The 19,801-nt window shown below is 71.5% G+C and carries 16 protein-coding genes and 3 pseudogenes; 7 read left to right on the top strand and 12 right to left on the bottom strand.

The features are described from left to right. Positions 1 to 440: 440 nt before the first annotated feature. The gene (locus tag OHU34_RS00225) at positions 441 to 1,028 is read right to left on the bottom strand and encodes a MarR family winged helix-turn-helix transcriptional regulator (RefSeq protein WP_235034840.1); all 588 of its coding nucleotides are present in this window, start codon (positions 1,026 to 1,028) and stop codon (positions 441 to 443) included. Positions 1,029 to 1,144: 116 nt separating this feature from the next. Here OHU34_RS00225 and OHU34_RS00220 point away from each other — a divergent pair, with 116 nt between their 5' ends. After that, positions 1,145 to 1,660 carry a YceI family protein gene (locus OHU34_RS00220; RefSeq protein ID WP_405764004.1) on the top strand — a complete coding sequence of 172 codons (516 nt, stop codon included), beginning with the start codon at positions 1,145 to 1,147 and terminating at the stop codon, positions 1,658 to 1,660. Positions 1,661 to 1,724: 64 nt separating this feature from the next. Here OHU34_RS00220 and OHU34_RS00215 read toward each other — a convergent pair whose 3' ends face one another. Next, positions 1,725 to 2,042, bottom strand: a complete 318-nt coding sequence (locus tag OHU34_RS00215) for a hypothetical protein (RefSeq protein WP_405764002.1) — start codon at positions 2,040 to 2,042, stop codon at positions 1,725 to 1,727. A 184-nt stretch (positions 2,043 to 2,226) separates the two neighbouring features. Here OHU34_RS00215 and OHU34_RS00210 point away from each other — a divergent pair. The 6 genes and pseudogenes from OHU34_RS00210 to OHU34_RS00185 all read left to right on the top strand — a co-directional run. After that, positions 2,227 to 2,608: pseudogene (locus OHU34_RS00210) on the top strand (transcriptional regulator); the annotation flags it as partial. Between the two features lie 4 nt (positions 2,609 to 2,612). Next, positions 2,613 to 2,886: pseudogene (tpg, locus tag OHU34_RS00205) on the top strand (telomere-protecting terminal protein Tpg); the annotation flags it as partial. Between the two features lie 872 nt (positions 2,887 to 3,758). After that, positions 3,759 to 4,091: a MerR family transcriptional regulator gene (locus OHU34_RS00200; RefSeq protein ID WP_405764000.1), complete on the top strand. Its 333-nt coding sequence runs from the start codon at positions 3,759 to 3,761 to the stop codon at positions 4,089 to 4,091. A 183-nt stretch (positions 4,092 to 4,274) separates the two neighbouring features. Then, positions 4,275 to 4,930, top strand: a pseudogene (locus OHU34_RS00195) (hemolysin III family protein). 409 nt (positions 4,931 to 5,339) lie between these two features. Further along, positions 5,340 to 5,732 carry a hypothetical protein gene (locus OHU34_RS00190; RefSeq protein ID WP_405763999.1) on the top strand — a complete coding sequence of 131 codons (393 nt, stop codon included), beginning with the start codon at positions 5,340 to 5,342 and terminating at the stop codon, positions 5,730 to 5,732. Positions 5,733 to 5,741: 9 nt separating this feature from the next. After that, positions 5,742 to 6,164: a hypothetical protein gene (locus OHU34_RS00185; protein ID WP_405763997.1), complete on the top strand. Its 423-nt coding sequence runs from the start codon at positions 5,742 to 5,744 to the stop codon at positions 6,162 to 6,164. A gap of 358 nt (positions 6,165 to 6,522) precedes the next feature. Here OHU34_RS00185 and OHU34_RS00180 read toward each other — a convergent pair whose 3' ends face one another. The 10 genes from OHU34_RS00180 to tap all read right to left on the bottom strand — a co-directional run bounded on the left by OHU34_RS00180 (position 6,523) and on the right by tap (position 19,751). Continuing rightward, positions 6,523 to 7,437, bottom strand: coding sequence for a TniQ family protein (locus OHU34_RS00180; protein WP_405763995.1), 915 nt, complete (start codon positions 7,435 to 7,437; stop codon positions 6,523 to 6,525). Then, positions 7,434 to 8,456 carry a TniB family NTP-binding protein gene (locus OHU34_RS00175; protein WP_405763993.1) on the bottom strand — a complete coding sequence of 341 codons (1,023 nt, stop codon included), beginning with the start codon at positions 8,454 to 8,456 and terminating at the stop codon, positions 7,434 to 7,436. The genes OHU34_RS00180 and OHU34_RS00175 overlap by 4 nt, the downstream gene beginning before the upstream one ends. Next, complete coding sequence (locus OHU34_RS00170; protein ID WP_405763991.1) at positions 8,453 to 10,576, bottom strand: transposase; 2,124 nt, start codon at positions 10,574 to 10,576, stop codon at positions 8,453 to 8,455. The genes OHU34_RS00175 and OHU34_RS00170 overlap by 4 nt, the downstream gene beginning before the upstream one ends. Next, a complete protein-coding gene (locus OHU34_RS00165; RefSeq protein WP_405763989.1) occupies positions 10,570 to 12,531 on the bottom strand; it encodes a transposase in 1,962 nt (653 codons plus the stop codon). The genes OHU34_RS00170 and OHU34_RS00165 overlap by 7 nt, the downstream gene beginning before the upstream one ends. 41 nt (positions 12,532 to 12,572) lie before the next feature. Next, on the bottom strand, positions 12,573 to 13,403 hold the full coding sequence (locus OHU34_RS00160) for a TnsA-like heteromeric transposase endonuclease subunit (protein WP_405763987.1): 831 nt from the start codon (positions 13,401 to 13,403) through the stop codon (positions 12,573 to 12,575). Between the two features lie 193 nt (positions 13,404 to 13,596). Continuing rightward, on the bottom strand, positions 13,597 to 13,929 hold the full coding sequence (locus OHU34_RS00155; protein ID WP_405763985.1) for a hypothetical protein: 333 nt from the start codon (positions 13,927 to 13,929) through the stop codon (positions 13,597 to 13,599). A gap of 161 nt (positions 13,930 to 14,090) precedes the next feature. Beyond that, positions 14,091 to 15,314 (bottom strand): hypothetical protein, encoded by a 1,224-nt coding sequence (locus OHU34_RS00150; RefSeq protein ID WP_405763983.1) that lies wholly within the window; start codon positions 15,312 to 15,314, stop codon positions 14,091 to 14,093. A 195-nt stretch (positions 15,315 to 15,509) separates the two neighbouring features. After that, complete coding sequence (locus OHU34_RS00145) at positions 15,510 to 16,898, bottom strand: DNA-binding protein (protein ID WP_405763982.1); 1,389 nt, start codon at positions 16,896 to 16,898, stop codon at positions 15,510 to 15,512. 52 nt (positions 16,899 to 16,950) lie between these two features. After that, positions 16,951 to 17,508 (bottom strand): telomere-protecting terminal protein Tpg, encoded by a 558-nt coding sequence (tpg, locus tag OHU34_RS00140; RefSeq protein WP_405763980.1) that lies wholly within the window; start codon positions 17,506 to 17,508, stop codon positions 16,951 to 16,953. A 14-nt stretch (positions 17,509 to 17,522) separates the two neighbouring features. Further along, positions 17,523 to 19,751 carry a telomere-associated protein Tap gene (tap, locus tag OHU34_RS00135; protein ID WP_405763978.1) on the bottom strand — a complete coding sequence of 743 codons (2,229 nt, stop codon included), beginning with the start codon at positions 19,749 to 19,751 and terminating at the stop codon, positions 17,523 to 17,525. Between the last annotated feature and the right edge of the window lie 50 nt (positions 19,752 to 19,801).

The raw sequence follows: 19,801 nt of genomic DNA, 5'->3' as shown, positions 1-19,801 counted from the left end.
CTCGCCGACAGGACCGATGTAGTTGCAAGGTGCCCGGCAGGCCAGGGTGCCGATGCGCGCTGCGGGGGCACCACTCAGTGTCTTTCACTTGCTGTTACACCGAGAGATCGCACGCACCCGCCAACAGTCATTCGACAGGGTTGCATTCAAGGCTAAATTCGGGGTGTAGCTCGGCTAGTCCTCGGCGTCCCGTACCCGTGGTCCTCACCGGCTCGTCGACCGCCCCGGCCAGGACCGACCGTCTCAGAGTTCGGCTCGTTGACGGATCGTGACGGTCGTGAAGAGTCACTGGGTCTTCACAGGGTTCGGTGAGCTGTTGTGCGAGGAAGGCCGCAGGGGACGCGGACGGGTGGGAGAGGGCGGAGGAGGCGGTGGGGCCGGAGGAGGCCGCGTCCGCGGAGAAGTACTCCGACGCCGGCGGGGCGTCCGGCGTCCGGACTTCAGTCGGAGACGGTGGAGTGCTCCGGCTCCGACTCCGCCGCCGGAGCCGGTTTCGGCTTTCCCTCTCCCTCTGCCTCTGGCGCCGGCTCCGGAGCCGTGGCAGTGGCGGTCTTCGGTATCAGTCCGCTCATCGCGGCGCACTGCTCCGGGCCCATGACATGGGCCAGCGCCCCTGTCACCGTTTCGGCCAGGGCACCGGACGCCTCCCGGAGCATGCCCCGGGCCTCGTCGGTGAGGGCCACCTCGACGCCGCGTTTGTCGCCGCAGACCGACTTGCGGGTCACGAGGCCGGCGTGCTGAAGGCAGGCGATCTGATAGGTCAGCCGCGTCTTGGGTCGCCCCAGCAACTCCGCGATGCGGGTCATGCGGAGGCCCTCCCGGGGCTGCTCCGCCAACAGACACAGGACCAGGAACTCGTCGTGCGATACGTCGAGCCGTTCCTTGACCACCGAGCGCAGCCGTTGCTCGACCGCCCCGGTCGCGGCCAGCAGGAGCATCCAGCCGCGCAGTTCGGCCGGCAGCAGACCGGGGCCCTGCGCGGACGGGCATGAGGGCAGGTTGGTGGGGTGCTCAGTGGGGTCTGCCATGACTACGAGTGTATCTGTGGTCCAAATTTGCATGACCAGGTTGTTCAGGGTTCGGATTACCGGCTAGCGTAGGTCGTCCAGCTTCATCCAAATTTAGATTACCAAGGAGAATGGCCATGACCGTCGGCGTGGAAACCGGACAGTGGCAGCTCGACACGAGTGCCTCCACCGTCGCCCTGAAACACAAGGCGATGTGGGGCCTGGTCGCCGCCAAGGGCACCTTCGCCATCGTCAGCGGCGGGGGTGAGGTAGCCGCCGACGGAACCGTCACCGGCACCCTGGTCCTGGACGCGGCCTCCATCGACACCAAGAACGCCAAGCGGGACACGCACCTGCGCAGTGCGGACTTCTTCGACGTCGAGAAGTACCCCGAGATCACCTTCGTGGTGCGCGCCGCCGAACTCGGCGCCGACGGGGCCGTGAAGGTGTCCGGCCGGCTGACGGTGCACGGCGTCAGCCGGCCGCAGAACTTCACCGCCCGCCTGAGCCAGGCGGACGCCGACGCGGTCACCCTGGACGCCACATTCACCGTGGACCGGAACGAGTTCGGGATCACCATGAACCAGCTCGGCATGATGGGCGGCCTGACGACGATCACCACCACGCTCCGCTTCACGCGCACGGTCGCCTGAGGTACGGCCAGTGAATATTGCCTGACGCGACGTCAGTGATCCCTCGTGAGCGGCGGGCCGACTATCAGTTGTGGCCGCGGGGATCTTCCGTGATACCGGCGGTGTTCATGCCATAAGCCTCGAATTCCGCGTCGCTGATCCACTCGAGGCTTTCCAGCCGGTCGTGCAGGCTCATGGAGGTCGAACTCTTCCGGGCGTCTGGGCTCTCCAGTGCGCCAATGGTGTAGAGGTGGCGGGCGGCGTGAACGTCCATGGCATCACGTGCGAGACCCCGGTCTCCCAAAGCCCGCACCTTCGTCCCGATGAGATCGTCCAGATCGAGGACCGGACCGATGTCCATCACGATGGGACGGCGCCAGAGCACCTCTTTGAGGAGGTCCACTTCGCAGGCGGACCCTGTGGCTGCGTCGCGCGACATCCCCAACGCGGCGTTACAAGCGCTCGTTGACCTTGGTGATCACGGTCTGGAGGAGCTTGCAAAGCCCGATGGCCGAGGCCGACGCGTCGTCGTGAGCTGGGACGCCGCAAGCCAACGCTGGGTCCGGAACGTCAGTTGCCCTGTCCGAGGGGTAGGCAAGTTGCGTGAGCGCCCGCAGGGCAAGTCCTACAAGCAGGGGGGAGCGGTGGCCGGCGCTGGAACACCCAACCTGGCGCCCCGACATCCGCGCCGCCGTCATCAGCAAGGCCCGGGTCAACATGCACCGCAAGCTCACCAACATGGCCAGGACGACGGGCCTGTTCCCGCTCGCGGTGCTGTCCGACTGCGTCGTGCCGTATGCGGCCTCGGGCAAGCCGCAGCCCGGCGGATTCCGTCTCGGGCCGACGCCGGGCCTGGCCAAGCTGGAGGGCATCCAGACGATGCTGTGGGCGGTCGACCTGATGGAGCAGGGTCTCAACCCGGCCCGTCACATCAAGGGTGGCGACGCTGTCCTGGACGAAGGGGAGTAGGTCCGTGGCGGGAGAGATCGGGGACGCCATCGAGCGCGCCGACCGGGAGTCGTTCATCCAGGAGCCGCCCAGGACGCTGAAGGGCCGGATCGGCTTCCTGATCCGCCAGTTGGGCAAAAGCGGTGGCGGCGGAGATCGGTGTCACCGCCGACTCGGTCAACCGCTACCGGCGCGGCGCCCGTAGGAACCCGCTTCCGGACATTGCGGCGAAGGTCGACGAGGCGGTGCGGCAGCGCTGGCAACCGCGGGTCCGCAAGCGCCGCCGCCGACAGGCCGCGCGGTTCAACGAGAGGGCGACACGTCTCGCGTGCGCCGACCGGTCTCCGGTTGGCCCCCTCAGTCGTCCTCGGCCTGGGTGGACTCCATCTGGTGCCCTTAACGCTGCTCTCGAGGCCGATTACCTCCTCATCGGGCACACAGAAAATCTATGTTGGCTGGAGTAGACATTAGCCGGTGACGTAGGTATGGTTTCTCCCGTAGCCCAGAGAGACAGCAGGGCCTGGCAGACACGAACTGCCTGGCAGCAGTACGTAGTTGCAGTCCGCAGGACGGTGCGGTGGTGGAGCTTCGAAGCCAGGGTTGTTGCAGGACGGCGACGGGGCTGACGACCGGACCGGGTGGCCCGCAGTGATCAGGGGCCGCCGTGAGCAGTACCGCAGTGGCAGTACCCGTAAGTGAAGTTCGCGGTACCCAGCAGTGCAGTTAAGTGAGTGGTACCTCGGTGAAGGCGTCGGCTGCGGGCGCGCGCACCGGGAGGTTCGGCAGTGGGGTTCCAAGCCAGAGCAGTCGCAGGACGGGTGAACGGGGCTGGCTGCCGAAGAGTGGCGCTGTGACAGGTTACGGAGCAGGTCGCATCACCAGCAGTACGCAGGAGAGCAGTACCAGCAATTGAGGGAATGAACGGAGGAATTGGGAGCCATCAGGATCGCCCGGGCGGCTTGTTGAGTCCGGGTACCGCAGGACATCGATAGTGAGGTGGTCTCCGGTCGAGCAACCGCGATCCCAGCATCCCCGGCAGCATCTCGGCCGGGTCTGCGGAAACAGAAGGCCGGCGCAGTAGTAAGGGCCGGCAGATGGTGTAGCAGTTCCTTCGGGGCCCTGGCGGCAGTACGGCGCCAGGGCCCCTCCACGCGTTCCACAGAGAGGTGCAATGACTGTAGACGACACGTTCGGCCGTCTCGACGATGACGACTACCCCGCTTACACCATGGGCCGGGCCGCCGAGATGCTCGGCACCACCCAGGGCTTCCTGCGCGCCATCGGCGAAGCCCGTCTCATCACGCCGCTCCGCTCCGAGGGCGGACATCGCCGCTACTCCCGCTACCAGTTGCGGATCGCCGCCCGCGCCCGCGAACTCGTTGACCACGGGACCCCCATCGAGGCCGCCTGCCGCATCATCATCCTCGAAGACCAACTCGAAGAAGCCCAGCGCCTCAACGCCGAGTACCGCCGCACCGCAACCTCGCACCCGGCCAGCGTCTGACCCGCCCTCTTCCGCCGAATTCAAGAATATGAACGCATGATCGCCGAGGATGCCCAGCCGCCGCTACGCGGACGGGAGTTCGACTCCCGCCCCGGCACTCTGCCCGACACTCTGCGTACAACCGCGACGGATGCGTCTGCCGACGCGACCGGCCAACTGCCTTCCAGGTAGGCAGCCGTCGGCCTGGAAGGCGGGGTGGACCGTGCGGCGGCTGCGCTGAAGCCCAGGATGCGTGGGTGGCTGCACGCCGGCGTGTTCCCCCTGGCGCTGGTCGGCGGGATCGTCCTGATCGCCGTCTCGGGCTCGGCGGCGGCGGTGGCGGCCTGCTCGGTGTACGCGCTGTCGGCCTGCCTGCTGTTCGGTACCAGCGCGGTCTACCACCGCGGCACGTGGGGCCCGCGCGGGGAGGCGGTCCTGCGGCGGCTGGACCACGCGAACATCTTCCTGATCATCGCCGGCACCTGCACCCCGCTGGCGGTACTGCTGCTGCCCGCGAGTCAGCAGCGGGTGCTGCTGGCCGCGGTGTGGGCAGGTGCTCTGGTCGGCATCGCCTTCCGCGTCCTGTGGATCGGCGCTCCCCGCTGGCTGTACACCCCGTGCTACATCGCCCTCGGCTGGGTGGCCGTCTTCTACCTGCCGGACTTCGCCCGCGCCGGCGGCATCGCGGTCCTCGTACTCGTCATCGCCGGCGGCCTGCTCTACACGGCGGGCGCCGTCGTCTACGGACTCAAACGCCCCGACCCCTCACCGGCCTGGTTCGGCTTCCACGAGGTCTTCCACGCCCTGACCATCGCCGCCTTCACCGCGCATTACAGGCCATCCTCCTGGCAGCCACATGACCGCGGCCGAGGCATGCCGGAGCGCAGGATTCGGAGGGCCCTGGCCGCACATGATCCGAGAGGGGCTGGTGGCGCGGCATGCCCCGGGTCCCGTGGCGCAATGTGACTTGTCCGGTATCGGGCTCGGCAAGCTCTTTCGCGCACCCCGGGCGGAGGCTTGAGCGTCATCAAGCAGTGAAGGAGCCGCTGTGACAAATCCGCTAAGGATCACTGCATGATCGATGCGTTGAGCTGTTGGTCTAGTGATCATTGCAGGATTTCTGGTTGTTGTGACGTCTCGACCTGAGCTGGGGTTTCGGCAGAGGTTCAGGAGCCAGAGAGGCTCCTGAAGTGCGAGTTCAGTGATCGCTTCGGAATGTGGTGATCGTCGCAGGATTTCCTATTGCCGGGCACGAGTAGGGTGCGCGGGATGAACGTATGCGTTGAAGCCTCGTTCGATGCGGCTGTGCCGGGCAGTCCTGGGGCATCGCTGGTCCGGTGGTTTCGTGCCGCCCGCACCAGGCTGTACCGCGGCTTGGTGGAGGCGGAGGCCGGGAGCGGGGGAGGGGCCGTCTCCGAAGCGCAGATCGTCCCGGACATCGACGACCTGGTGCGCCGCTTCCCTCGCATCGGGAAGACGTGGCCGCAGTTCGAGGAGCAGCTTTCCGCGTTCCCTTGGGGAGCCCAACTCGTGTTTCTCACGGACGACGGGGAGCCGGAGGTGCTGGGCCGGGCGAGTTCCTATCACGTCCTGAGTGACGGTTCCATCTGGCGGGCATCGGCTTTGGCCAGTGTCAATTCCCCAGATGACGTCGCATCCTGAACTGCGGCGGTGGACTTCCTGTACGCCGCGCTGGATGGGAGCAGCCCCCTCTTCGGCCACATCGAGTGGGACAACTTCGACGAACTCACCAGCCTTGACGTCGTGCTGCGTCGCAGGCGGCGCACGTCCCTGCGCGAGGGCCGGCAGTTCCTGCGCGGCTACGCCTGGGTGACGGTCTGTCCGGCGGAACTTGCGGCGCGGCTGGGCGGCGCCGCGGCGCTGGAGGACTCGGGCGCGTTCCACCGGGTGCTCCCGCTGCGGGCGGGGGGTGTGCTGCTCCAGGCATCGGCCACGATGGACGGGTACACGGACCGGGTGATGGAGCGGGTGTTCGAGACGCTGGCTCCCGTGCTGCCGCCGGGCGAGCCTCGCCCGGACCCCGCTCACCCTTACACGCGGTTCGTCCCGCGAGACGCCGCCACGGTGCGCTGAGCCGCCTGGACGCTGCCACGTGTGTCGATAGCCGGCTCATTGCCGAGCGCGGCGACGTCCCCGCCCAGATACGTGGTGAAGCTGACCGCATACACCTGTGGCGTAGCTGACGCTTTTGCTTATTGATCTTGATGGTGACCTGCTGTTGTTCAGTTGTACTGAGCAGCGTGTTCGCCTTGCGGGGGCAGTCGATGCGGGGCTGCGGGGCCGGTGACGGGTGGTACGTGGGCTGAGCTGGCTGTTTGGTGTTGCGCAGTGAGCTGGGTGGGGCGGCGGTTGTTGCTCAGTGTGGTTGGCGCGCCTATAGGTACCGGTGTCGGCTGGTTGTGTGCTGGGGCCGGCAAGGGGTGTGGGCCGTTCAGCGGGCGGTGAGGCGTTGCCGGAGCAGGTCGTGGTCGGCGGGTGCGAGGCGGGGCAGTTGGAGGCGGCTGGCGAGGTCGTGGAGGAAGGCGGTCTGCTGGGTGGGTGTCAGGGGGTGTGGGGGCAGGCGGTCGAGGGCTGTGGCGAGGGTGAGGGTCTCGGGGTAGATGATCAGGTTCCGGCAGGTCAGGGCGGGTGAGGCCGGGCCTGGGACGAGGTGGGGGTTGGTGGTGGTGAGCCGGTGTAGGCGGGTGTGCCAGCGCTGGTGCAGGTGTTGGCGGTGGTCGTACCAGCGTGTGGTGATCGTCGATGCCCAGCTCAGGGAGGACGCCGTGGGCGGGCGGCGGTTGGTGAGTCGGGCACGGGTGAGTTCGGGGACAGCGCGGATGTCGAGGGGGGTGCGCTGTCTGGGGTCGCTTGAGGCTTGCTGGTGGCGGGTGCAGATGAGGGCCCGGGGCAGGTTGGGCGCCGGGTGGATCCATGCGGGGACGGCTTTGTGCGGGCTGCGGTGAGCGGTGCAGGCGGCGCACGCAGGCAGCGGCTGCATCGCGGGCTGGGCGGGCTGCCAGCGGGCGATGGCGGCGCGGGCGGTGCCGATGGCGGCGGGTGGGGGCCGGCGGGCCAGGGCGCGGGCGAGGTGTGCGGGCGGGATGCGGGTGAAGCCGGACAGGCGGCGGGCGGCTTCGTTGCTGAGGTGGATTTCGGTGGCGGGCGGGGCGGCGGGGGTGCCGGTGGTGGTGATGTGCAGGCCGTCCAGGAGCTGGGCGGCACTGAGGTGGTAGGCGGCTGCGAGGCGGGTGAGGTAGGAGGCGGTGGCCTCGCGGGGCAGCGGCCTCACGCGCAGGGCGCCGGGCCGGGTGGGCCACATGGTTCCGGCTCGCACGGCGGGGCGGCTCGAGGTGGGGGTGGTCACCGGCTGCCGGGTCGGGCGGGGGTGCGGGGCCGGTAGTGCTCCTCGGCGAGGTGGTCCAGCGCAATGGAGTCCAGCAGCGACTTGGTGATGCGCTCGCTGCTGTCCAGGATGGCTTCGATGGCGGCCTGGCGGATCAGGCGGGCCAGGCTGCCGATCCGTCCGGCGGTCCGCTCGTGCAGGTAGGGAGCCAGCCTGGGCAGGCTGCCGGTGCGGTGGGCGGTCAGGTCGAGGGCCTGCTCCAGGGCAGCGATCAGCTCGCGGAACGGCTCCCGGCCGCCGGCGCGGGCGGGCAGCGCCCCGCAGTCGATCAGGGAGGCGCGCCCGGCCAGCTGCGCACCGCGCACCCCGGTGAACACCGTGCTGGCGGTGACGTCGATGCCCGCGTAGACGAAGGTGGCGGGTACGCGTTCGGTGAGGTCTTTCAGCCAGTCGGCGGCCTCCGCGCCGGTGGAGGTGCGCGGGTTGAGGCGGTGGATCTCGTCGATCAGCACGAGCTTGACCCCGGCCGCGGTGTAGGTGTGGCAGACAGCCGTGGTGATCTGCGCGGTGGTCATGCGCGTGGTGACGGGGATACCGAGAAAACGGGCGAACTCCCCGGCCAGGGTCTTGGCCGTGGCGCCCGGCGGGACGAGCACATACGCGACGGGCACACTGTCGTCGCCGGGTTGGGCGCGGCGGGTGTGGGCCAGGTGGCAGGTGCGGCCGACCTCGAGCAGCGCGGTGGTCTTGCCGGTGGTGGCCGGGCCGGTGACGATCAGCGACGGGCGGGCGGTCACCTGCTGGTGGCGGCCGAGGATCATCAGGGTGCGCACACTGCGCGAGAGGTTCTCGATGGCCGGGGTGCGCACGGTGACGAACCGCGAGTGGAAGGCCAGGCGTTCCTCCAGCGAGCGCGGTGCCTGGCCGGGCTGCGGCGGCGTGGGCAGTGTGGCGTGTGCGAAGCGGGCGAAGGCATCGAAGGTGGTGACTGCCTGCGCGGACGTTTCTTCGACGGGGGGCGTGACATCGGGGCTGGTCACCAGTGCTCGGCCTCCTCGAAGGCGTCGTACAGCGCGAATCGGGCCGGCGGCGGGGGCTCTTCGCCACCGGCTTGGCTGTCGTCATCGACATGGGTGCGGGCGTCGACGGCGTCGAGACTGTCCGCGGCGTCCTCGCTGCCCCCGGTCTGTGCGTCGTCATCCGCTGTCTGCGGGCCCGCCCCGCCTGCCGCCGGCACCTGGCGGCCGGTTGCTGCGGCGGGTGCGCCGGGGCCGGGCAGGGGACGGGCGCGGCGCAGGACCTGGTCGGCGGCCTCCGCGAGGGCCGCTTCGTGCTTCTCGCGGTCTGTGCGCCGCTCGAGGGCGGCGCGGATGTGGCGCCAGGCGGTCTCGCCCATGGGGGCGTGGACGTGGTCGCGGTGGATCCACGGGATCTCGTGCAGGCGCCCGTCGGGCAGCCGGATGTAAATCTGGCGTACATCGTGCGGGTTGAGGTGGATCTCCCACCTGCCGCCGGGCCCGGCGGGGCAGAGCCGTCCGCGGTGCTCGTTGAGCACGGCGTGGTCGTAGGTGCGGTGGTTGATGCGGATGCCGCGGCCGGTGACGGGATGGAAGCGCACCGGCAGCAGTTCCAGGTAGTCGGCGCCACCCAGAGGCCACGGCACGTACCCGCACGCGCCCAGAAGCGCGCCCCACATCTCGTTGGGGGCCAGCGCCTTCTTCGGCAGCAGGGGGTGGCGCAGCCCGTCGTGCGGGCGGTGCTGCCAGCACGCGGTGATCCATTCGTCCAGCAGCTCCTGCAACTGCGCCACCGTGAACCGGGCTTCGTCCTGCACCGCCTCGCCGCGCGCCAGGACGTGGGGGCCGGTGTAGCCGGCGACGTGCTGCGCGAACAACGAGTTGATGCTTCCGAACGTGCGCTCCACCGCGCCCTTGGCGGCCGGGGACCGGGGCGGCGCGGGCTGCACGCTCACCCCCAGGGTCTCGCAGGCGGCCAGGAACGCGGCGGAGACGAAGATGGCCCCGCGGTCGATGACGATCGTCTCCGGCACCACCACCGGGCGTGCCGCCGCCGGCTGAAGCCGCGTATCCAGGGCGAGGAGCCGGTCGTAGGGGACGGCGGCGTGCGCCAGGCGCAGCTGCTCGCCCCAGCCGGGCCGCACCGGGTGGGGGACGGCCATCTCCGCCAGCAGCAGGGCGGCGTCCACGGCCTTGGTGCCCTCCTCGCGCAGCACGGCCGCCACCACCGACCTGGTCGCCACTTCGAGAACGATGGTGAGTTCCGGGCGCACCGCACGGCCGTCCTCGCCGATGGCCATCACATCGAGGCGGGTGGTGTCGATCTGCACCAGCTCGCCCGGCCGCAGCGCCACCGTCGGTGTGAAGGGCCGCACCGGCGCGGCCGTTGCGGTGCGGGCCGGCCGTCCGGGATGCTCCAGCGGGTCGGCCAGTACCCGCGCCAGCCGGTTGAACGTCGACGGCGCGGGCAGTGCCACCGTGCCCGGCCCGTGGGTGTCGGCCAGGATGTGCCCGGTCAGCTCCCGCAGCCCCTTCAGCGTGCCCTTGGAGCGCCCGCGCTGGCGGCGCAGTGCCTCCAGCACCGCGGCCACCACCCGTTCATCGGCCTGCCCGGTCGCACTGGAGGGTTTGCGGCGCGGGATCAGACCCCACAACCCCTGGCCGTGGTAGCGGGCCCGCATGCGGCGCACGGTGGCCCGGCTGACCCGCGGCCAGCCCAGCTGGGCGAGTTCGTCGGCCTTGGCCTGCTCCCGCTCGGCCATCGATGTGCGCTGCGGGTCGTACGCGGGCCGCGGCATCCCGGCACTGCCGGGGCCGTCGGGCAGTCCGGTCTCGATCTCGCGGATGTGCCGCTGCCAGGCCAGAGCCCGCTCCCGCTCCCGGGCGGGCACCGACTCCAGCAGCCCCCACTGCCGCACCCCGGTGGCGGGGGAGCCCACCAGGGTGAAACCCGGGTCGGCGAACAGGAACGGGGTCAGCACCGACGCCGTCTGCCCGTCCTCGCCGACCAGCGTCACCGACGCACCGGCCACCGCGGCCACCTGCCAGGTACAGCCCTGGAATGTCACATACGCGCCCAGCTTCACCTGCCTGCCGCTCGCAAGGGCCACGGGGTGGCCCGGACGGCCGGGCGCGCTCACCACTGCTCGGCCTCCGCCTGCGCGTCCCACACTCCGAAGGACCCTGCGCGCCCGGGCCCGTCCGGGAACGGGGGCACGCCACCGCCCGGTGCCGGATCAGCCATCAGGCCCTGCTCGCCCGGCTCGGGTACTGGCACACCGGCCTCCCGCCCCGGCCCGTCGCTCGAGGGTGCCGGATGCCCGGGCGGGCCACTGCGCGCGGCGAGGATCTGCCCGGTGCGGCGCCGCACGGCGTCGTCGAACGGGCGAAGCGCGTGCGCGCGCTCGGTCCAGGGGATCTCGTGCAGGAGTCCGTCGGGCAGCCGGATGTAGACCTGCCGTGTGTCGTAGGGGTGGTGGTGCACTTCCCACCGACCGTCGTCCGTGGTGGGCCTGGCCCGGCCGCGGTGCTCATCCAGGCATTCGTGGTCGTAGCGGCGCCTGCCCAGGCGGATCCCGGATTCGGTGACCGCCTGGTGCTGCACCGGCAGCAGCTCGGCGAAGTCCTGCCCGCTCAGCGGCACCGGTACCGATCCGGCGACGCCCAGCAGCACCCGCCACATCTCCTGCGGACTCAGGGCCGCCTTGGGCAGCAGCGGGTGCCGCAGGGCTTGTTGGGGGCGGGTGTGCCAGCGGGCGGTGATCCACTCGTCCAGCACATCCTGCAGGTGCGGCAGACTGAAGAACGCCTGCGCCTGCCCTCCCGCGCTGTCCTGCGGATGCACACCAGGCAGCGCGGTGGCCAGGTCGGCGGCGTGCCGGGTGAACAGCCCTGCGAGCGTTTTCACCGTGTCCCCGGCGACACTGCGCGTGCCGCGTTGCCGTGCGGGGGCGGCTTCCAGGCTCACGCCGAGGCTCTCGCACACGGTCAGGAACCAGGGGGTGACGGCGGCCGCCGCCGGGTCGAAGAGCAGCGTCTGGGGCAGGGCCGCCGGACGCGCCACGGTCGCCTCGATGCGCGCGTCCAAAGGCATCAGCCGCTGCGGTAGCGGCAGCGCCTCGTGGGCTGCCCGCAGCATCTCGCGCCACCCGGGCCGCGCCGTGCGGGGGACTGCCATCTCGGCCAGCAGCACGGACAGTTCGACCGGCGCGGCCTGCTGCGGGTGCAGCACGGCGGCCAGCACGCAGCCTGTGGCCCCGTCCAGTGCGCAGGTGACCGCCACCGCCACCGCACGGCCGTCCTCGCCCACCGCCTCGATGCCCAGGCGGGCGGTGGCGACATGGACCCGCTCGGCGGGCCGTAGTGCAGGCGGACCGCCGCCTGACCCGTCCGGACCGGCGGCGGTGCGCGCCGGGCTGCCCACCGGCTCGGCCGGATCCGCCAGCATCCTCACCAGCCGGTACAGCGACGACCTGGCCGGCAGCGTCACCCGGCCCTTCCCGTGGGTCTGCGCCACGATCTGTTCGGCCAGGTCGATGACCTGCTTGACCGTGGTCGCCCTGCGGCCGCGACGTATGCGCAGCGCCTCCAGCACGGCGGCCACCACCCGCTCGTCCGTACGCCCGGTGGGGGAGGAGGCGCGCAGGGACCGCTTGTCCACCAGCCCCAGCAGCCCCTGGCGCTGGTAGGCCAGCCGCATCCGCTGCACCGTGGGCCGGCTGACCTTCGTCCAGCCGAGCGCAGCCAGCTCTTTCGCCTTGGCGTGCTCCCGCTCGGCGAGCGTGAAGGCTTGCGGGTCGTACTCAGGCCTCGGTACTCCGCCGCTGCCGGGGCCGCCGGGCAGCCCGGTCTCGACCTCCCGGATGTGCCGCAGCCAGGCCATCGCCCGCTCCCGGGCCGGCAACGGCAGTTCCGCCCACGCGGCGGCGGCCGGAATCTGCGGGGCGGCCTGGCCGAGGACCTCGAAGCCGTCGGCGGCCACCAGATGGGCGGCCAGCACGCACCCGGTGGCCCCGTCCTGGGCGGCCAGATACACCCGCCCGTCGGCCAGACCGGTCACCTGCCAGGTGCGGTCCTCGAACGTGACCTGAGCGCCCACTCCAACACACCGCCCGCCGGGGGCGGTTACCTCGTGCCTGCTCACCTGCCGTGCTGCTCCTGCTCCCCGTCGCCTGCGGCCGGGCCGGGCGCCACGAGGGTGTGCTCGCCCAGCGGCCGCGTCAGGTCCGCCACCAGCCGTCCGCCCCACAGCGCGTGGTAGAGCACCGGGAGGGCGGAGAGGGTCTCGCCCGCCGCCGCGGCCCCGGCCATCAACGGCCGCGGCGCGGCGAACGCCTCCAGCACCGCCTGCTCCAATCCGCCGGCGTCGCGGTGGCGCGGGTGGCGGTAGCCGGCCAGCCACCTCACGTTCGCCGCCACCACCTTGTCCGGCGGCACCATGCGCCGGTAGGCGAATCCCACCGCCGCACACGCCGCAGCAACCACCACGGCGGCGCGCTCGGCCCGTGTTCCGGCGGTCGTCGAGGTGGCGGGGCAGTCGGCGAGCAGTGCGCGGCCGTCGGCGTAGCGGGCGAACAGCTGCGGCACCCAGCTCAGAGTCCGCCGGCTGTCCGGATCCCGCCAGATCAGCCGCACCGGCCGCGCTGAGAGGCCGACCACCTGCGGATCGCGGTCCAGGACCATCAGCTGCATGCACATCGCCTGCGAGCCGTGCATCACGTGCCGCCCGGTCGTGGCCGACCACCACCAGCCCGGTCCCCACCGCCGCCCGGGCACCACCGGGAACGCCGCCACCGGCGCCAGCTGCTCGAACTTGACCGCCACGGCGGCCTCAACCCAGCGGCGCTGCACGAGCGTGCTGCCCACCGCGGCGAACTCCGCCTCCACCGCGCCCGGTTCCGGCACCCGGCAGGCGCCTGCGAGCGCGGGTAAGCCGCCCTGCGCGCTGTCCTGGCTGCTGTCGATGATCACGAACTCCACATAACGCCATGCCCGTCCTGCCGCGCAGGCGAACCGGCGGGTAACCCCAACTGCGTTGCATCGTAAGGTCGTTGGGGTCAAGTGCGGGGCCAGGATGACATCCGGACGCGCCGCTGTCAGTGCACACCCCTGCACTTTCCCGTCCTCGGGCCGCGGGGTATGGGCAAGACGGATCCCTTCGCCGCTATCCCAGAGACGACAGCACCCATCCTGAGTCGTCCTCGTCCTCGTCCTCGTCCGGACCGAGCCGGATCAGGGCGCCGGACGGCATCGCCGCACCGCGCGCGAGCGTGTCGACGAAGGCATCCGCGAGCGCGTTGACCTGCTCACGCCCGCCACCCCGGTCGTCGTCGCGGACACCGGAGTCGAGCCACAGGTGATCGCGGTGTCCCGTGACCTTCAGCATGATCTTGAACGTCTCGTGGTGGTAGCGCGGATCGCTCACGGTGACGCCCACGACGGTGTCGCCGCGCACCAGGTCGTCCCCGACACGTACCCACACATCGCGTTTGGCCACGTGTCCCCGCTTTCCCCGCCCAGACGCATCAGCAGCCCGAGCGTAGCTCTCCCCAACCCGCCCCCGGATGAACCGGAGCCGTAGCCGGTCTGCCGAGGCGGCCCCCGTCGACGTGCTCCTGTGGACCGCCTGGGCTAGAGGTCTGGCGGCGAAGGCCGGGGTCAGGAGCGGCCAAAGCCGCGGTCGGGGTCGCGGGCCTGGCTGGGGCGGAAGGGCACGAACCACTGGGCGGCGGCCAGGTTGGCAAGTCCGAGGGCCTGGTTGATCTCGTTGCCGCTGTCCTCGATCCCGTCCAGGGAGGCGTCGAACAGCATCAGCACGTCGTGGTCCTCGAACAGGACGGTCAAACACCAGTCCCAGTCGAAGTCCCGGGGGTCCTCATCCAGGCCTGCCACCGTCTCCGCGACCAGACGCGGCCGGTTCCGCGTCAGCGACTTGGCCCGGTCGATGCCCAGGTGAAGCGCCATCTCCTCGCCGGTGCAGCGCGGGCGCACGGTGCCGTCCTGGGCGAGGTCGGCGGCGAGGTCGTCGAAGCAGCGGGCCATCTGCCGCCGCCACTGGTGGTCCTGGTGAAAGGTGATGGGCGGCAGCGAGCCCAGTACACGGCCCTGGCCCCGCCCAAGCGGCGTATCGCCCACGGCGGCGACGTCCTGCCAGACGTGCGCGGACAGCTCATCGAGCGCCGCCCGCAGCACCGCAGCGGTGCGCGCGGTGAGCTCCTCGTCCTCCTCGCCGTCCTCGTCCCAGCCGTCGTCCGCATCGTCTTCGTCCCACGCCGGCGCTCCGCCGTGACGGGCGAGGGAACGCAGACGGCCGCGCACGCGCTGCGCGGCCTCTTCGGGAGCGGCCAGAGCGTTGTCGATGATCTGCAGCTCGTCGGAGAACGCCTGGGCGCTCAGCAGCGTGCCGGCCTCGGCGAGCAGAGCGGAACCCGCATCCGTGCAGGCGTTCTTGCCCGGCAGGACCACGGCGAAGTAGTTGTCCGTCAGCCGGTCGATAACGGCGGCCACCACCACGGCGACGACCAGCGGATCAGCGAAGGCCTCATCCAGGTGCAGCCCGTCAACGACGAGGACGCTGGAGGCCGACTCGATGAACTCCTCGAACTCGGCTGTGAAATGGCCCTCGTCGTCCAGAAGCTGCTCGGCCACCAGAGCCGGGAACGACTGCTCGTCGGCCATCCGCTCGCGCAGATTGTCGGACTTCCAGTACAGACCGCGCACGGCCGTGAGGCTCCCCACCTGCGTGCCGGCCACGGTGATGCGCACTTCCCAGTCCTGCACCCCCTGCGCGGCAGGGTCCAGCAACTGGTGGGTGTGGTGGAAGGTGAGCGCCAGCTGGGCAAGGTCCGCCCCCGCTGCCGCCGGGCCCGGTCGACTGCTCAACGTGCTCCCTCTGTGCCTGTCCTCGCCCCGCCGCCTGCCGCTGCTCCGCAACAGCGTAGTGGCCAGGCGCGGCCGGTCTTCCCGAAACGGCACCGCGCACGCACATCCGGGCCCGGGAGGCGAAAACGGCCCGAGCCCCTGCGGGCCGGGCTGCGCCGTGCAGTGGCAGGCCCGCCACACCGGACACCAGGCGCCTCAGCCGCCGTCCTGGCCTGCGGCCACAATGTCTGCCAGTTCCTGGGCGGGCAGGCGCGACCACTGGGCAACTTCCTGAAGCGACACCCCGGCGGTGACGGCCGCCGTGGCGGTGTGCACGAGGGCCTTCTCGATCAGGGCGGCACTCTCACTGAGGTGCTCCAGCAGGGTGCGGGCCACCTCGGCGGTGGTGCCGCTGTGCACGCCGCGCAACTCCACCAGCTGCTCACCGGCCTCCTTCACCAACTGGGCTATGTGGAAGCGCTGTTCGGCGGACACGGTGGTCCGCCACCGGGTCCCCGAGCCACCCGAATGCGCCTCGGCCGCCATGACGCGCAACCCGCCGGCCATCGTGGCGGGCTGCTGTTCCCGCGGCAGCCGCCACGGATCCCCCCTCCAGCCGGGCGGCCCGCCTTCACCGCGCCGCCGACGGATGACAGCGCCCATCCAGGCGAGCAGAGGCCCGCCGTAGTCCACCGCCGACAGCGGCCCCAGCCAGTTACGTCCCACCCGCTCGCCCAGCCGACGGCAGAACGCCCCGTCAGCGGGCAGCGGCCGCGGCCGCCCGGCGCCGCTGTCCCTCCACACCAGCTCGGCCATGGCCGGATCCAGCAGCGCCTGTGCCACGGCCACCACCTCCGGGAAGATCGCCGCGTCCCGGCCCAGGATCCGCCACCACCCAAGCCGTGATCCCGCGTCACCGCCCGCCAACTGGTCCAGACGGTATGGCCAGATCTCCTCCTGCTCCCAGTGCAGGGCCCCCTCCCACCAGCGGGCCACCACCGCATGCGCCACCGTGAACACCGCTTCCGGCTCCACCCCGGCCCGCACCGCACGCCGCGCCACGCCCGGCCACCGCCGCTGCGCGGCCGCCACCTCGGGCACGGCGCGCAGATCCAGGTGCTCCAAGGGCTGGTCGGCGTCCGCGTCCAGCAGCCACCGCCCGTGCCGGGCACACACCCGCTGCCAGCGCGGCAGATACCGCACCGCCCGCACCGTCTGCCCGGTGCGCCGCGCGGTGCACGACCGGCAGGCGAATGCCGCCTCACCCGCCACCGCGCCCGCCGCCCGCCACCGCGCCTGCGCCAGGCCGGCCTCCCGGCCGCTGCTGATCTTGGGGTCGTCCACGGGGAAGGCGGGCAGAGCGCGCGCCAGCACCGCCGCCTCCGCCCCGCACAGCTCGGCGAGCACCGCCCGCCCGGCTTCGTTGAGCACGATTTCCGCGTCGGCCCGCACACGGCCGCCGCCGTTGCGGGCGGGGGAGTTGCGGCACGTCCACAGCCGCAGCACACCGGCGGTCGGCAGACCGTAGCGGTCTGCGGCCCGGCTGATCAGTGACGAGGTCAGCTCCCCGGCCAGCGGCACCGTCCGTAACACCCCTGCTGCCACAACTCTCCCCGGCATCCGTTCCTGCTCTCCCATCCCGGCGCCCCCGACCGGTCTACAGCTCGAACTCGAGGTCGACGAGATCTTTGAGTTCGACTTCGAGGCCGTGGGCGCGGCGGCCGTTGTCGCGGAAGTAGACCTCGCCCAGAACCTCGGCGGCGACCTGGAGGAGGTCGTCCTCGTCCAGGCCGGCCTCGCGGGCCTCGAAAAGGCGGGCGGCGTGCCGGGGGTGCAGGGCGAGGGTGAGGTGACGCACCCGGGCCTGGTCGGTGCTGTTGCCGGCGGCGGTGTAGCCGAACCTCGCCTGCACATCGATCATGATGCCGTTCGCGGAGGCGGCGGCCTGCTTCGCCCTGGCCCTGACCTGCGGCTGCCAGCGCACGCGCACCTCACGCTCGAGACGGTCTGCGAGCTCCGGCCGGGGATGTCTGATCTGGTTCTTCACGTACCGTTCGACGGTGCGCTGGCTGATGCCGAGCAGCTCGGCGACCGGTTTCGTACGGCCGCCGTGGTTCTTGACGAGGTAGCGCATCTGCGCCCCTGCGGACTTGGGAACGGGGCGCGTGAACGCCCCCTGCACCGCCTTGTCGAGTTCTTCCCCGACCGTGACCATCGCCGTAACGCTCCCTATTCTCCGGTGTCCTTGGCGGTGACCTCGCCGGTCTTGATGTAGCGGGCGAGGTTGGCGGTCTTGTCGTCGGCGGCGAGCTGCTCGAGGACGTCCGCCCCCCACAGCACGCTCTGGGTGCCTTCGTGCTTGACCATCCCGGGTGACACTCCGAGGCGGAAGCTGCCCGGCACGGTCTTGCCGTTGCTGTCGTAGGGCAGGACGTCCAGGGGGCTGGGGCCGTCGGCGGCGTACACGGCGCAGTCGGAGAGGACCGCGATCGGATACTGTCCGGTGGCCGCTGCCAGGTGGAGCATCTTGCGGTGCATGTTGATGCGGGCCCGGGAGATGACGGTGGCGCGGATGTCCGGCCGCCAGGTCGGGCGGGCGAGAGCGGGCCAGGCCTGCCCCGGCTTCCAGCCGCCGCCGCGCGCCTTCTCCTGCAGCTTGCCGATCCCGCCCTTCACGGTCATCTTGACCGCGTCCACGACGATTCCCAGCTCCGGATCACGGCTCTTGCAGCCGTCCATCGCCTCCAGGAACTCGGCCGGGGACAGCTTCTCCGCGACGCCGAGGTCCGCCATGGTGGCGACGTAGGCATCGCGCAGCCGCTTGTACCAGCCGTCCAGGAACCGGCCGCTCTCACGGCGTACCCAGGCCTCCACGGGCGCGACGTCGTAGCCGAGCTCGACGGCGTACGCCACGGTGGGCGTGGCGTACCAGGCCGGTCCCGTCGGGCGTTCGCCGGTCGGCGTGAACGGGCTGGGCAGCAGCGCGCCGTCGAGGTCGCGCCACTGCTTGGCGACCTTCACCCGGGACAGGTCGACGTGGGAAAGGTCGACCAGCCAGGAGCCGGGCACCGCCGCGTCGAAGACCGGACCGGTGACGTGCACGGGCGGCGTGGCCAGGCCGACGACGGCACCGTTGGCGGCCGCACCGAAGGCGAGGTTCACATCCAGGCCGACCAGGTGCCGCTGCATGCACTCGGCATCGGTCAGATCCCGCGCCCAGTCGTAGGCCTCCTCGAACAGCCTCTCGCCGGGACCGCGCACGTGGAAGCGGGGCAGGTGCGCCAGGACGGGGTGCCCGTCGGTCGCCTCGCACGGCGCGGGGTCCACCGGCTCCGTACCCAGCGAGCCGGGCCGGTGCTCGCGGTGCCGCTTGCCGTTCTCGTCCGGCTCACTCGCGCGGGTCGGCGGATTGAGGGTGGTCATCAGCTGCAGTCCCGTCACCGCGGTGGAGCCGACCGGCGTCATCACCCGGGCCGCGTACACCCCCAGCACCCGGGCGAGTTCCGCGGGATCCAGCTGGGCGGCATGGCCCCAGGCGCGGCCGTCGAGGGCACGCCAGGAGGGGATGCACAGCTGCACGCACTGCCGGCGGCCGCCCTGGGCAGGGCGGTAGATCCGCGCCCACGGCCCCAGCCCCCGCTTCGTCAGCTGCCAGTCCGCGCGCTCAAGCTGCCTGATGACCTTGTGCCCCTCCGGCAGCCGCCCGGCGAGCCGCTCGGACTCCGACAGGACGGCGGGCAGGCCGTAGCGCTCGCACGCGGCTTCGGTGAGGACCAGCAGCGGGTCGGCGTCCTTGCCCGAGCTGTGCAGCTTCTCCGCCCCCAGCTGTGCTTCGGCCAGCGTCCACTCCACCAGCGCGGGCAGCGACTTGGCGGGCACGTCCAGGATCAGACCGCCGACGCCGTACCCGCTCACCTGCCGCTCCGCGTCCGCGTCGAGGACGAGCAGCGGACCGTGCGCGTACGCAGCGCCGGGCGCGGGAGAGGCGGCCGGAGCGGGCTTCTGCGCGCCCGGGCGGCGCGAGGCCGGTGAGGGCCGGGCGGCACGGGCCGCACGCGGCGCGGTGGCCGCAGCACCCACCGCGGCGGGGGACGCCTCGGGCGTGGCCCTGGCCGCAGCCTCGGGCACCCCGCCCGCGGGCGCATCCGCTGTGGGCGCCGGTCCGCTGAACGTCTCCGCCACCGGGGCGTCCTCCTGCGGTGCGCCGGTGTTTTCGGGGGCGGGATAGAGCTGCGCGAGCTGCTTGAGCAGGCGTGCGTACGCCTCCCGCTCCGGCGGCCGCGGCTCGGCCTTGCCCGACTCCCAGCCGCTGACGGTCGCCCGCCGCACGTCGAGGGCGGCGGCCACCTCGTCCAGGGTCAGGGCATGGGCCTGGCGCAGCCGCTTGCGCTCCGCCGGTGGCGGCAGCGGGGAGCGGGACGCGACCAGCGCGTCGACCGCGTCGAACAGCTCGGACATGGGACACCTCCGCTCTCACCCTACCCCATGAAACGTACGCATCGCGTACG

Source organism: Streptomyces sp. NBC_00080, assembly GCF_045041255.1.
GTDB lineage: Bacteria > Actinomycetota > Actinomycetes > Streptomycetales > Streptomycetaceae > Streptomyces > Streptomyces coriariae.
The sequence above is the reverse complement of the archived record's forward strand: the minus strand, read 5'-3'. Positions and strand labels throughout refer to the sequence as shown.